Origin of the sequence: Thermococcus piezophilus, from assembly GCF_001647085.1 — an archaeon.
GTDB lineage: Archaea > Methanobacteriota_B > Thermococci > Thermococcales > Thermococcaceae > Thermococcus > Thermococcus piezophilus.
Genome location: NZ_CP015520.1, coordinates 1,054,064 through 1,066,484 on the forward strand (window position 1 = coordinate 1,054,064; position 12,421 = coordinate 1,066,484).

The following is a 12,421-nucleotide window of genomic DNA, read 5'->3' on the forward strand; positions in this document are numbered from 1 at the left end:
GTTGTAAAGGCCTCGAGTGGGATGTCGGGGTTCGTCACCACTGCTCCCTCCTTTCTATTATTCGAACTATCTCATTTATTTCACCCCTCAGCTCGGTTAGAACTTCCCTTCCAAGATCCGTAATTCTGTAATACTTCCTCGGCCTTCCGCCGACCTCGGCCCAGAAGTCCTCAACGAGTCCGTACTTCTTCAGGCTCTTGAGGAGGTCGTAGAGAGTTCCCTCGCTCGGAACAAGCCTTCCACTGCTCAGCTTCTCAAGCTCTTTCCTTATCGCATATCCGTGCATCTCTTCTCTCTTTTCTAAGAGAGAAAGGACTAAATAGGAGTAAAGACCGGAGCGTAAGTCCTTGAGAAGCTTTTTGAGTGCCCTTTCCTTTTTGTTACCAAGCAATCACTTCACCATATTACTTTTTCTTCCTCAGGCTTCTCGACCTTCACCCTGAGCGCGAGCGCTATTCCGGCAAAGATAACCTCGTGGCGTACATAAATGTCTCGCTCCCTGTTAGCTGGTAGTAGGCTGCCATTGAGTCAACGATCGTATGCAGACCGACGATTGCAATCAACCCTTTCTTTCCGAAGCCTTCCCTGTATGCGTAGGCGAGGAAGACCGTTGTCCCTACATGGAAGAACACGGCGAAGTAGCGCTCGATCTACGAGAGGAGGGCTGTGCTGACTGGAACATCCAGTGGGGTCTCGCTATCGCGGCAACGGCGGCGATTATTCCCACAAAGAAAGCCTCGGTGACGCCGAATCAAGCCCCACGAAGAGAGCAGTCCTCAGGTCTTTCCCTTTAACGAGAATGTATTTGGTGCCCTCTGGATGAGGCCAGCAACAAGGCCCAGCCACAGCGAGGCCGCTATGGTAAAGGCCGCCCCCTTGGCTATGACATCTGCGTTCGAGCGTATTCCCAGCGCCAGTAGAGGCAACTGCTGGATTGAGTTCTGGACGATTATCGCAATGAAGAATATCGCCAGCCCGAATACGAACTCTGACCACTTTGTCCTTTTGAAGCCTAAGAATTATATCGTGGTCCAAGCGAGCAAACCTCCCAGTATCGGGAACGGGAGGAGGTACATGGCAATCACTCCTTTTCCATGACCACCGCAGTACCGTAGGCGTAAACCTCAGCAACACTAGAACCGACGTTCGCAGTTGCGAAGCGGACGTTTACAACGGCGTTGGCTCCGAGCTCCTTGGCGTGGAGTACCATCCTTTTCAGGGCCTCCTCCCTGGCCTCGGCTATCATCTGGGTGTACTCTTTCACTTCGCCACCTTTTATGTTTCTAAAAACGGCCATTATGTCCCTGCCCAGGTGGGTGGCCTTAACTATTCCTCCCCTAGCTATTCCCCTGATCTCAACTATTCTGTATCCGGGCACGCTTTCGGTCGTAACTACTATGATGTCCTCCATAACGTCACCCCCAATACATCGGACTTCGAGGTATATTGGGTGTGAAAATATAAAAATATTTCCCCCTTTTTTGGGGAAGAATTTTAAGGCCTCATTATGAAGGCTCATTGGTGAGAGGATGCACGAGATAGATGAGCGAGAGATATTGAAAGTACTTGGAGAGCTTAAAGCTAAGCGCGTTCTTATCCAGACTCCCGAGGGCCTCAAGCACGAGGCTCAGTTTCTGGCCGACTTTCTTGAAGAGAACGGGATAGAGGCAATAATAAGCGGCGACATCAACTATGGTGCCTGTGACCCTGCTGATAGGGAGGCGAAGGCCCTCGGTTGCGACGCGCTCATTCATCTCGGCCACAGCTACATGAAGCTCAACCTTGAGGTTCCCACCCTCTTTGTTCCAGCCTTTGCCAAAGTTGACGTTCTTCCTGCGCTGGAGAAGAATCTGGACGAGATTAAAAAGCTCGGGAGGAAGATAGCGCTCGTTACAACCGCCCAGCACATACACCAGCTGGAAAGGGCCAGGGAGTTCCTTGAAAATGGTGGCTTTGAAGTCCTCGTAGGTGATGGCGACGGAAGGGTAAGCTGGCGCGGCCAGGTTATCGGTTGCAACTTCACCGCCGCCAAAGTTGACGCCGATGGGGTGCTTTTCATTGGTGCTGGATACTTCCACCCGGTTGGAGTTGCCCTGGCAGTCAGGAAGCCCACCCTAGCGGTAAACCCCTACAGTAGGGATGCGATATGGATGAATGAAGAGGCCGAATGGATAATACGAAAGCGCTGGGCCCAGATAGCGAAGGCTTACGATGTGGAAAAGTTCGGTGTCGTTGTAAGCACCAAGAAGGGGCAGCTTCGTCTGGGGGAGGCGAGGAGAATAATTAAGCTCCTCCGCGAGCACGGGAAGTACGCGAGGCTCATAGCCATGAACCACATAAGCTATCCCGCTCTCGAAGGCTTTGACTTCGATGCCTATGTGGTAGTGGCCTGTCCAAGGGTGCCCATAGACGACGTCGAGAACTGGAGAAAGCCGGTTCTAACTCCACCTGAGGTGGAACTCCTCCTTGGCCTGCGCGAGGACTACGAGTTCGATGAAATCTTCGGGGGGAAGCGGGATAAGAACGAACCTTTTGGCATAGCCCTCCACGGGGTGAGAGGTTGAGGAAAAAGCACCTTGCGATGATCCTTTCAAGGTTGAAAGGCTTTCCACAGCCGAAACCCGAATTGGAGCAGTACAGAACCCCAGGAGACGTTGCGGCAGAATTGCTCTGGCTGGCTCACTCCATTGGAGACATTGAAGGTAAAGTCATCGCGGATTTGGGTGCCGGGACTGGAGTTCTGAGTGCCGGCGCATGCCTGATGGGGGCTGAAAGAGTCTACGCCGTTGAAATCGACGGGAAGGCTTTAAGAATCGCCAGGGAGAACGTCGAATCTCTCAGCCTTGAGAACTGTGTTGAGTTCGTGAACTTTGACGTCTCGGATTTTGCCCTCCGTGTTGATACTGTGGTAATGAACCCTCCCTTTGGCAGCCAGGTGAAGCATGCCGACAGACCCTTTCTTATGAGGGCCTTTGGGATAAGTGACGTTGTCTATTCCATTCACCTCGCGAAGCCTGAGGTGAGAAGGTTCATTGAAACGTTCGTTAGAGATGCTGGTTTTTCAATAACTCATAGGATAACTATTCCTTTTGAGATTCCCGCCCAATTCTTCTTCCATCGAAAGAGACTGGAGAGGATTCTGGTCGATATTTACAGGTTCGAGAGGACTTAAAATACCGACTGGCGAAAAGAATATATTGGATAACCCCCAACCAATAGTAGTTGCTATAATCGATGGTGGTGACTGTAATGGGTGGTGTCTCTACCGATAAAATAATGGAGCTGATACTTTCTTGGCAGATGATGGATGCGGTTGAACTGTCTCGGGGTAGTGAGGAGGCACTTCTAGCACTTATTGACCTTGCTAGGGAGGAAGATAGAACCATAAAGATGAGGGCCCTTGCCGCGCTCGAGGAGGTTCTTAATGGGACCGACAGAAAGACGAAGTCTCTAATATTGAAGAGCGGTTTCGATGCAATAGTGGAGGCCCTCCATGAAGGAGATGAGCGACTTAACATGAGGGCCCTTAGGGTTTTAAAACGTCTGGTTGGGGAAACTCCCCTGCGGGAAAAACAGCTGGTGGACCTCGTGGATGCACTCGCTTCACTGGTTTCCAGGGGCGAAGGCCTGGCATGGCTCGAGGCGGTGGAGCTTGCGGCGAAGATATCCGTGCCCTCTCCCCCCGATGGAGTGCTCTCCCGCATGGCGTCTCTCCTCAACTCGCCTAACCTCCACGGAAAGGCACTGGCTTTGAGGCTGCTTCTCAACATGGGGCAACCGTCAAGTGAAAACTGGGGCCTTATCCTCAGGGGGACGGCGGAGCTCATAAGGAGTGGGAATCCTCTCCTCGTAGAAGTTGCCCTAGATGCATTGGCAGACATACTAAAGCTCCCGAGTACTATTCCTATGGAGGGAGTTCTTCGGGAAATTCTTCCGGTTCTCAAAGAGCTTACAAAGACCGCCGATAACTTAGTCCTGCGCGCGAGGGCCGGTGAAATTCTGGGGCTTTTGGAGGGCGCACTTTACAGTTACTACCGTTCGAGGCCGGAGGAAGCCAGGAATGTTGTTAAGAAGTTCCTGAACGCGGGTCTCATTGATGAAGCAATGATTCTCGCTCTGGTTGTGGGGGACTCTTCTCTGTTGCTTGGAGTCGACGGTGAAATGCAGCCTCCCGACGTGCTTGGTGGGACGTTCGATAAACTGCCTGGGTCACCGCGCGGGCCATAGTGCTTGCCACTCCTCACTTCCCCGGGAGTTGTGGAGGACCTAGTTAGTTAGGAGAACCACTTAAAATTTGTAAAGCGAAAAGCGAAATTAATATATGTTCGAAATTTGAATTATCTACTGTAATGTCCCCGCGCAACACTCTATCAAAAGCCGAGCTCAGAGAGATTGTGCTTTCCTGGCAGATATTGGAGACGGTGAGACTGGCCTCCGAGGATGAGGGCCTTCTAATTCTCATTCTGGATCTTGCCAGGGAGCGGGATGATATCACGCGCCTTAGGGCGTTCATGGCCCTTAACGAGATTTTCAAAAGAACTGGTGGGGATGTGAAGAGCCGGGTTCTAAAGAACCATCTGGATGTGTTTATTGATACACTGACTGACGAAAACGAGAGAATAGTAATGAAGGCGCTTCGTGCTTTGGGGCACCTGGTTGAGGGTATTCCCCTTGAAGAGAAGGAATTCCTGGAGATAACAGAGGTTTTAACGAATCTTGTGGAAAATTCAAATCGTGACATAGTGACGCTGGAAGCTATTGACGTGCTCTCAAAAGTTCGGCCAGTCAGAATGTCCGAATCCATAAACACCAAGATCAATAAACTCATCGGTTCCGATGACCCATACTTAAAAACGATAGGGCTACGTCTTCTTGCCAATTCTTTTATTCCCTCTGACGACGTGGATGCTTTGAGACTCCTGCTTACTGAGGCATATACTCTCCTCTTTAGTGGAGAAGATTTCCTTTTGGAGTTGATTCTCGATGTGTTGGGGGATGTTATGAAGTACCCTCTTCCTGCGGACGTAAAAGATGAGGTCGTGAGAATCTCTAAAGTTGTGGGGGAGTTAATCCACCAAAAAGAGGATCCTCTGGTGCGTATAAAAGCCAAGGAGGTCTCTGGACGAGTTACATCTTTTATTTCTAGTTCACAGTCTGTCGGGGAGTTTCGCAGGTTTTAAAACTCTAACCTCAAGAATTCCTTGAGGGGTGCAAAGTTGGGGAAGCTCAAACTGAGCGATAGGCAGCTCTACGCGCTGATCGAGGCGGTAAAACTCGGTGAGGAGATCAAACCAAGCCAGAGTGCCAAGAGAAAGGCCTTCGCGAAATACCGAATCGATGGGTGGGAGAATTCGAAGCTTACCGGTATCTTCTATTCAATTCAGCGGAGGCTCGGCCTGATAGACGAGATAATCGAGGAGCTGGTCGGAGTTTCGCCCTACATCCTCGACCCCTGGCTGAGGACGACGCTTAGGGTTGCCGTGGAGGTTGCCGTCTTCAGGGACCCGAGCGAGAAGACTAGGAGGCATTTGAAGGGCCTCGCCCAGTTTCTCTCGAGAAGAACACATCCATTCGTGGGCTATTACTACTATGACCTTCTCCCGAGGGTTCTGGAATACGTCCCCCAGCTTGACACCGAGGAGAAACGCCTCGAATGGGAATACCTGTTTCCCGAGTGGTTTATCCACAGGGTGAGGGAGCTCGTTGGGGAGGAAGCAGAGGAACTTCTCAAGGCCCTTAACGAGACCCTGCCAACGAGCATAAGGGTGAATCTCCTCAAGGCGAGCGTGGATGAGGTCGAGGACTACCTGAGGAATAAGGAAGTGCGCTTCGAGAGGAGCGAGAGGATTGAGACCGTTCTGAGAATCCTTGACCCATTCAATCCTAAGTGGCTCTTCAACAAGGGGCTTGCTATACCACAGGAAGAGGCAGCAGCGGTCGCCTCGCTCGTTTTGGCTCCCGAACTCGGGGAAACGGTGGTCGATTTGGCGGCCGCTCCCGGAGGCAAGACCGCCCACATGGCTGAGCTTATGAGAAACGAAGGAAGCATTTATGCCTTCGACGTTGATAGAGCAAGGATAAAGCGCATGAAGGAAATTCTAAGGAGAGCTGGCGTTAAGATAGCTGAAGTAATCAAGGCCGACGGGAGGAGGGCTCCAGAAATCCTCGGGGAGGAGATAGCTGACAGAGTTCTTCTCGATGCCCCCTGCACGAGCGATGGAACCATAGCGAAAAATCCCGAGCTGAGATGGCGCCTCAGGGAGAAGAACATCCCTAAGGTCGTTTCCCTTCAGAGGGAGCTCATCGAGAGCGCCTGGAAGCTGTTGAAACATGGAGGAAGGATGCTCTACTCAACCTGCTCGATGCTGCCAGAGGAGAACGAAGAGCTAATTGAATGGTTCCTGGGGAGGCACGATGATGCCCGTTTGGTTCCCCTGAAGGGCCCCTATGATGAGGGATTCCTGCCCGGAACGATGAGGGCCTGGCCCCATAGGCACAGGACGATAAGCTTCTTCTATGCCCTGCTAGAAAAGAAGAAGTAGGGGTTCAGGTCTCCTTTTCGAGTTTTATCCTCAGCGGCTCTGCGAACCAATTAACGCGCTGCGGGAAGGGTATCTCTATGCCGGCCTCGTCAAGGGCCTTCTTCACTTTTGATATCAGCTCCGTTTTGACGTTGAACCATTTCTCACTCGGAGCCCATGCCCGGATCGAGAGTATAACCGCGTTGTCCCCAAGGTCTTCAACGAAAATGAGGGGCTCTGGTTCCGCCAGGACCAGGGGCATCTTGTCGAGGGTTTCCCTTATCACCTCGATGGCCTTTTCGATGTCTGCACTGTAGGCTATGCCGATCCTTACGTCCACCCTTCTGGCGGGGTACCCCTGGAGGTTGATTATGTTGCTGTTGAAGAGCTTTTCGTTTGGAATTCTGATAAGGGTGCCGTCCCAGGCCCGAATCCGAGTCGACAGGATTCTTATGTCCTCCACAACGCCCCCGAGCTCGCCTATTTTCACTGGGTCGCCGATGTTAAGGGGCTTATCGAAGTACATGAAGAGTCCGGAGATGAAGTTCGAAACTACAGTCTGGGCTGAAAAACCGAGGACGATACCTGTTATTCCCGCCGCGGCGAGAAGGGCGCTCAGTTGAGTGCTGACTCCTGCAAAGTTGAGACTCAAAAAGAACGCCACGGTGATGAAGGTATAGTAGAATATCTTGGCCTTTATCTGCACGTCTGGGGAGGGCCTCCTGCCCGCGCTCATGATGAAGTAATCCTTGGACTTCCTGGCTATTAAGTAGGCGAAGTAAAAGAAGCCGACCGCGAAGGTTATGTTCCCGACCGTCGTCCGCAATATCGGGTAAGCCATTAAACCAATCTCAAAGAGGGACCATGTTATTCCCCCAAGGACGAACATGCGGAACACTATATCAGCGGTGTCCTCGTTGATTATCCACGTGAGGCTGGTCTCCTTTGATTCCCTGATTATGATTTTTCTGAGGGTCCTTCCAAGGATTATCATGGCAACTAGGATAACAACTGCCTTGATGGCCGTTTCTAATGTTATCCCAGCCAGTATTGGTTTCTCCAGGCCAGTGGGGAGAGTTGTGGTGGTATTATCCGTTAAGTTTGCCATTCTCACCACCTCATCTTGAAGTTTGGTAGCGGTTCTGCCCTGTGGGTGGCCTTCAATGTTCCATCGGGCGGGTTTCCAGTGTTGTTGACCTCATAGGGCTCTTTGGTTGTCAGTATTACGAGCGGGTAGTATGCCCTCTCCGGGGAGTAGAACATGACGCTGTTCCTTATCGGGATGACGATCTTATCGACGAGCTTCCACTCGTCGGTTGGATTGTTTATCACGAGCTTTATAACACCGAGCTCATCGGGTGTTCTCTCGAGAAACTCGCTCACATGATAGCGCGCTATTACACCTACGTTATCCTGGCCGTAGAGCGCGTACTTCTCCCTACCGATCACGAAGCGGTCTATCATAACGTCTCCACTTTTGACTTCTATATCTATTGGAGTGGATAGGTAGCCTGTGAGCCTCTCCTTGGGTGGAATGGATAATCTGGACGAGAACTTCACCATGAGAAACTTGACTCCATAGCCCGTGGCAGGTGAGGGGAGTACATTAAACGCCCCTTTGCCCCGTTTTATCAGAACCCGAACATTGTCCCGCTTGTAGAGGATTTTATCCCCGGGCATCTCTACGAGGTGTATTTTTTTGTTGAGGATTTTGATGAACTGCGTTTTGAGCTCGTGCTCTCCAAACATGGATAAAAATTGGGGTTCAAGGATTTAAAGTTTGCCTGGAAATGTGGAAAAATTGGCAAAATAACGGAAGGGCCTCAGACCTTCTCGAAGCCTATGCCATAGAGCTTGAGGTAGGTGTACATGTTGGTTCCCAGGCAATGAAAACGTAAGTATCGCTGTATCCTCCCGTTTCTGAATGGGTTTCGCTCTTCGTGTACTGATGCTCTCCAGTATGGGCGGAGGAAGTGTCTCCTCCGCTTATGCAGCTGTTAGCACTCACAAAAAGCAAAATCACCAAGAAAATTGCAGAAACTACTTTACCTTTTTTCATAATATCTCGACCTTTTCCTTAGGTTATACCTACCATATAGTTGAAATATTTAAACATTAGCTACGGTGTAAGGTCGTCTTCATAGGTTTTTCCGAGCATGTGCTATCGTTCCCTCAAGAGTTGCTGAAATGATACTGGTACCTTCCCGAGCTTCTCCCCAACGTATCTCGCAAGGTCGAAAACGTGGGGAACCTTGGAGATTATTCCAACGTCTGCCGTTGCAACAACCTCGAAGGCCTTGAGCTTGGAATCTGGGTTCTTCACAAGTTTTATCTCACCGGAAAGACCGGACTCGACCAGCTTTTCTTCCGTCAGCTTCCTGATCTCGCCACTCTTTGGGACGTTTTTTCCATAGAAGAACACTGCATCTCCAACTTTCAGCTCCTTCAGAACATTCGCTATTTCCCCGAGCAGGTTCGGGGTCCTTTCGCTAAGCCCGTACTTCCCCTGATATTTTAAATCTCTGACCAGACCGTCCTCGCAGAGTATTGCCTTTCCCTCGAGGAGCGATTCGAGGGTTATAAGGACGTTAAAGCCGTCAATTGCTAAAACATTCCCAGCGAGCTCTTCCGGGCGGAGGAGCTTTTCCTTGACTTCTAAAATCCATCCATTGGAAAAAACGCATCTAGCTAATAGATGCCTCTCGTCGAGCGTTAGCCTATAGTGGTTGGCCACGAAGTCCAAGGCGCTTTTCTTACGGTAGCCCCTGTTGAGGAGGTACTTGAGGTCGAAGTAGGCATCGGGAAGCATGGAGAAAGTTGGGATGAAGGTTAAATAACCTTCTCCATTACTTCCTCGCCGGCGTGTATCCTTATCCTCACCTTCCTGCCCAGCACCGAACTCTTGACCTTCTTCGTCAGTATCTCGTCCACTTGGAAGACTCCCGCGAGATGCTTCATGCGTATCTCAATTAATATCGGCTGCTCCTCATTTCCTTCCTTGATTTCGACGCTCTCTATAGCCAATGCTGAAACTGCGTGAATATCAACGCGGTCCTTCTTGTGGACCAGTCTGCTCCTTCCTGCCTCCATGTCGCAGCCGTCCGCTATTGTCACCAGGCTCCCCTCGATCGTCGTGCACGGAACGTGCTCGTCGTGGGTGTAGATGGCGTTGAGCGTTAGCGCCTTTAGGAGGAGCCAGTCGTCTTTCTCGAACTCCTTGGCGAGCCTGTCAATGATGGGCTCTGCAAGGAAGACGCTGAACTCATAGTGGTTTATTCTGTGTATCATGTTGCCCAGGTCGTGGAAGAGCGCGCCGAAGGCCACTATGAACTTGCTCCAGCGGAAGGACTTACCGAGCTTTTCGGCGGTCGTCTCGATGCCGAACTTCTTGATGATCCTGAGCAGCTCTAGAGCCCGCCTCGTTGTGAGGAGAACGTGGATCGGCCCGTGGTCGTTGAACTGGTAGATGTTCAGTACTATGTAGTTGGCTGTCTCGAAGTAGTAAATGTGTTCCCTGAATGCCCTTTCGTACATCTGGTAGAGTTCGTCGTCTTCCATTAGTTCCTTAATCTCTTTCAAAAGATCCTCTTCGGTGTACATATTTCCCACCCGAATGCATGGAGAAAAGGAAGTTTTAAGGGTTTTGAACGCCTAGGCAAAAAGAACTCTTTGAATGGTTGTGGAGCTTGGACAGAAAATAGCTCACTCCAGCATTCCCTCAAGCTCGAGTATCTTCTTCGAGCGGAGATAAACCACGGGAATGCCCCTCGCGCGGAGCCTCTTTTTCAGCCCCTTATCGTTGGTGCAGACCACAACGCGCTCGTTATTCAGTGCGAAGTCAAAAATCTGGTCGTCTATCATCCTTTCCCCAAAGCGGCCTATATCAACGGTCTCGAACCTCTCGACTAGCTTCTTCGCCATCCTGATGGCCATCAGATCCTTCCCGCGGGACTTTCTTTCGATGACGTCCAGCTCCTGAAGGACAACGTTTGGAATTACAATCCTGAACTTTATATCGAGAACCCTGTTCAGCTCGGATATTATGTCGACGCCGAACTGCCCTGGAACGAGGAGAAAGTTGGTGTCTGGAATAACGAGCCACTCGCGGCGCATGGAGACCACCAGAAGGAAAGAAAAGAGGGTCACTCCTTGATGAAGCCGTAGCCTATGAGTCTCCACCTGCTGCCGACTTGCCTGCTGATGGCAACCCTGTCGCCGACCTCGGCACAGATGGGTATCTGCAGCTTGAGCTCGACTTCGTCCTTTCCGAGGCCGGTAACGAGGCCCATCGTCCTTGCCGTGCCGACGTTGAGGAGCAGGACTTCCCTCCTCTTAATCGGCTCGACCTTAAGCTCCTCCTCGGTTCCTACTACCCTCTCGAGAAGATGAACCTCAAGCCTGAGCTCATCCCAGACCGGCGGGAGCTTACCCGGCTTTCCGACGACGTTTCCAGCCATGAGGTCACCCTTAGTGAGGAACGGGTCGAGCTTGGTTCCCACTCCAACGAGACCTCCAGGATAGGCTTCCTCGACGAATCTTCCTCCTGCCTGGAGGGATACGATTTCGGTGGTTATCGGCTCGTACTTGATCCTGCCGTGCTCCTCGTAGGGAACGCCCGGGCGGATCTCTATCTCGTCGCCGACCTTGAGCTTGCCCTGGACTATCGAACCGCCGATGACTCCACCGACGAGCTTCTCGGGCTTGGTTCCGGGCTTGTTGACGTCGAAGCTCCTCAGAACAAGCATCTTTGGAGGCTTGTTCGGATCGTGCTCGGGCGTTGGGATGAACTCCTCTATTGCAGCCAGGAGAACGTCAACGTTTGCTCCATGCAGGGCTGAAATAGGGATTATTGGAGCGTCTTCTGCCACAGTCCCCTTAACGAATTCTTTTATCTCGTGGTAGCGCTGTATGACCTTCTCCCTATCGACGAGCTCGATCTTGTTGAGGGCGATGACGATGTTCTTGTTGCCGACTATCTGGAGGGCCATGAGGTGCTCTCTCGTCTGAGGCATAACACCTTCGTTTGCCGCTATGACGAGAACGGCTCCGTCCATGAGGGAAGCTCCGGCGAGCATGGTCGTCATGAGTGCCTCGTGTCCAGGGGCATCGATGAAGGAAACCCTCCTCTCGAAGTCAGTTTCAGCGCCGCAGTACGGGCACACAGGGGAGTTTGAATACCTGCTGCAGCTCGGGCACTTCCTTATCTCGGCATCGGCAAAGCCTATCTTGATGGTGATTCCTCTCCTCAGCTCCTCGCTGTGGGTGTCTGTCCAGATTCCGGTTAAAGCCTTGGTGAGTGTCGTTTTACCGTGATCAACGTGACCAACCATTCCGATGTTGACCTCGGCCTGTCTAAACTCCTTCTTCTTTGCCATCTTCTCTCACCCCTAAATTTAGAGAGTTTGGGCATTTATTAAGGTTACCTCAGGGGAAGAACTCGAAGGACATGCTCCAAGGCAAGCAGAAAAGCAGTAAGTTGGGGAAAGGAGGAAGCTCAGAAGACGAGCTTCATGTTGATCTGAACGATCTCGGGGCTGATGGTGTTGCCCCTGACGGTCTTCTTCCTCCTCTCACCCTTCTCCTTAGGCCTGAAACCCGGTCCCCTGGAGACTAGGATCTTGACCCTCCTCGGACCATGGACATCGGGCCTCATGGGGAAGCCATCCTTGTCGGTTCCGCCGGTTATTTTGAGCTTGGCATCGGCCGGAATCTCCTCGCCGAATATCTCGGTGAGGTTGAGGCCAAGCTCCTTGGCGGAGAGTTCCTCTCCGATTCTCTTTCCAATGAGCTTCTCAGCCTCTTCGCCGCTTATCTCAACCTGCCTGGCGATACCGTTCTTTGGGTTCGATATGACGAGTTTAAAGGTCGCCATTTCCTCCCACCTCCTACGTCATTAGCGG

16 protein-coding genes are annotated in these 12,421 nt (G+C 51.5%); 5 read left to right on the forward strand and 11 right to left on the reverse strand.

Going from position 1 to position 12,421, the window contains the following annotated elements:
• Positions 1 to 34: 34 nt before the first annotated feature.
• The 4 genes from A7C91_RS05690 to A7C91_RS05705 all read right to left on the reverse strand — a co-directional run bounded on the left by A7C91_RS05690 (position 35) and on the right by A7C91_RS05705 (position 1,411).
• Positions 35 to 391, reverse strand: coding sequence for a PadR family transcriptional regulator (locus tag A7C91_RS05690; RefSeq protein ID WP_068665687.1), 357 nt, complete (start codon positions 389 to 391; stop codon positions 35 to 37).
• 61 nt (positions 392 to 452) lie between these two features.
• On the reverse strand, positions 453 to 632 hold the full coding sequence (locus A7C91_RS11780; RefSeq protein ID WP_234394312.1) for a hypothetical protein: 180 nt from the start codon (positions 630 to 632) through the stop codon (positions 453 to 455).
• Positions 633 to 776: 144 nt separating this feature from the next.
• On the reverse strand, positions 777 to 926 hold the full coding sequence (locus A7C91_RS11785) for a hypothetical protein (protein ID WP_234394313.1): 150 nt from the start codon (positions 924 to 926) through the stop codon (positions 777 to 779).
• A 155-nt stretch (positions 927 to 1,081) separates the two neighbouring features.
• The gene (locus tag A7C91_RS05705) at positions 1,082 to 1,411 is read right to left on the reverse strand and encodes a YbjQ family protein (RefSeq protein ID WP_068665690.1); all 330 of its coding nucleotides are present in this window, start codon (positions 1,409 to 1,411) and stop codon (positions 1,082 to 1,084) included.
• Positions 1,412 to 1,529: 118 nt separating this feature from the next.
• On the opposite strand from A7C91_RS05705, the gene dph2 reads away from it, so the two are divergent.
• The 5 genes from dph2 (at position 1,530) to A7C91_RS05730 (ending at position 6,542) form a co-directional block, all read left to right on the forward strand.
• Positions 1,530 to 2,564: a diphthamide biosynthesis enzyme Dph2 gene (dph2, locus tag A7C91_RS05710; RefSeq protein WP_068665691.1), complete on the forward strand. Its 1,035-nt coding sequence runs from the start codon at positions 1,530 to 1,532 to the stop codon at positions 2,562 to 2,564.
• Complete coding sequence (locus tag A7C91_RS05715; protein ID WP_068665692.1) at positions 2,561 to 3,172, forward strand: METTL5 family protein; 612 nt, start codon at positions 2,561 to 2,563, stop codon at positions 3,170 to 3,172. The genes dph2 and A7C91_RS05715 overlap by 4 nt, the downstream gene beginning before the upstream one ends.
• 77 nt (positions 3,173 to 3,249) lie before the next feature.
• Positions 3,250 to 4,227, forward strand: coding sequence for a hypothetical protein (locus A7C91_RS05720; protein ID WP_068665693.1), 978 nt, complete (start codon positions 3,250 to 3,252; stop codon positions 4,225 to 4,227).
• Positions 4,228 to 4,349: 122 nt separating this feature from the next.
• Positions 4,350 to 5,180: a hypothetical protein gene (locus A7C91_RS05725; RefSeq protein WP_199919985.1), complete on the forward strand. Its 831-nt coding sequence runs from the start codon at positions 4,350 to 4,352 to the stop codon at positions 5,178 to 5,180.
• A gap of 36 nt (positions 5,181 to 5,216) precedes the next feature.
• Positions 5,217 to 6,542 (forward strand): RsmB/NOP family class I SAM-dependent RNA methyltransferase, encoded by a 1,326-nt coding sequence (locus A7C91_RS05730; protein ID WP_068665697.1) that lies wholly within the window; start codon positions 5,217 to 5,219, stop codon positions 6,540 to 6,542.
• 4 nt (positions 6,543 to 6,546) lie between these two features.
• Here the strand turns inward: A7C91_RS05730 and A7C91_RS05735 are convergent, their stop codons facing one another.
• The 7 genes from A7C91_RS05735 to A7C91_RS05765 form a co-directional block, all read right to left on the reverse strand.
• A complete protein-coding gene (locus tag A7C91_RS05735; RefSeq protein ID WP_068665698.1) occupies positions 6,547 to 7,629 on the reverse strand; it encodes a mechanosensitive ion channel family protein in 1,083 nt (360 codons plus the stop codon).
• 2 nt (positions 7,630 to 7,631) lie between these two features.
• A complete protein-coding gene (locus A7C91_RS05740; protein ID WP_068665699.1) occupies positions 7,632 to 8,270 on the reverse strand; it encodes a DUF432 domain-containing protein in 639 nt (212 codons plus the stop codon).
• 412 nt (positions 8,271 to 8,682) lie between these two features.
• Positions 8,683 to 9,330, reverse strand: coding sequence for a DUF434 domain-containing protein (locus tag A7C91_RS05745; protein ID WP_068665700.1), 648 nt, complete (start codon positions 9,328 to 9,330; stop codon positions 8,683 to 8,685).
• Positions 9,331 to 9,350: 20 nt separating this feature from the next.
• On the reverse strand, positions 9,351 to 10,121 hold the full coding sequence (locus A7C91_RS05750) for an HD domain-containing protein (RefSeq protein ID WP_068665701.1): 771 nt from the start codon (positions 10,119 to 10,121) through the stop codon (positions 9,351 to 9,353).
• Between the two features lie 102 nt (positions 10,122 to 10,223).
• A complete protein-coding gene (locus A7C91_RS05755; protein ID WP_068665702.1) occupies positions 10,224 to 10,634 on the reverse strand; it encodes a PIN domain-containing protein in 411 nt (136 codons plus the stop codon).
• Between the two features lie 29 nt (positions 10,635 to 10,663).
• Positions 10,664 to 11,896 (reverse strand): translation initiation factor IF-2 subunit gamma, encoded by a 1,233-nt coding sequence (gene eif2g / locus A7C91_RS05760; RefSeq protein ID WP_068665703.1) that lies wholly within the window; start codon positions 11,894 to 11,896, stop codon positions 10,664 to 10,666.
• A 119-nt stretch (positions 11,897 to 12,015) separates the two neighbouring features.
• On the reverse strand, positions 12,016 to 12,393 hold the full coding sequence (locus tag A7C91_RS05765) for a 30S ribosomal protein S6e (protein WP_068665704.1): 378 nt from the start codon (positions 12,391 to 12,393) through the stop codon (positions 12,016 to 12,018).
• Positions 12,394 to 12,421 lie beyond the last annotated feature (28 nt).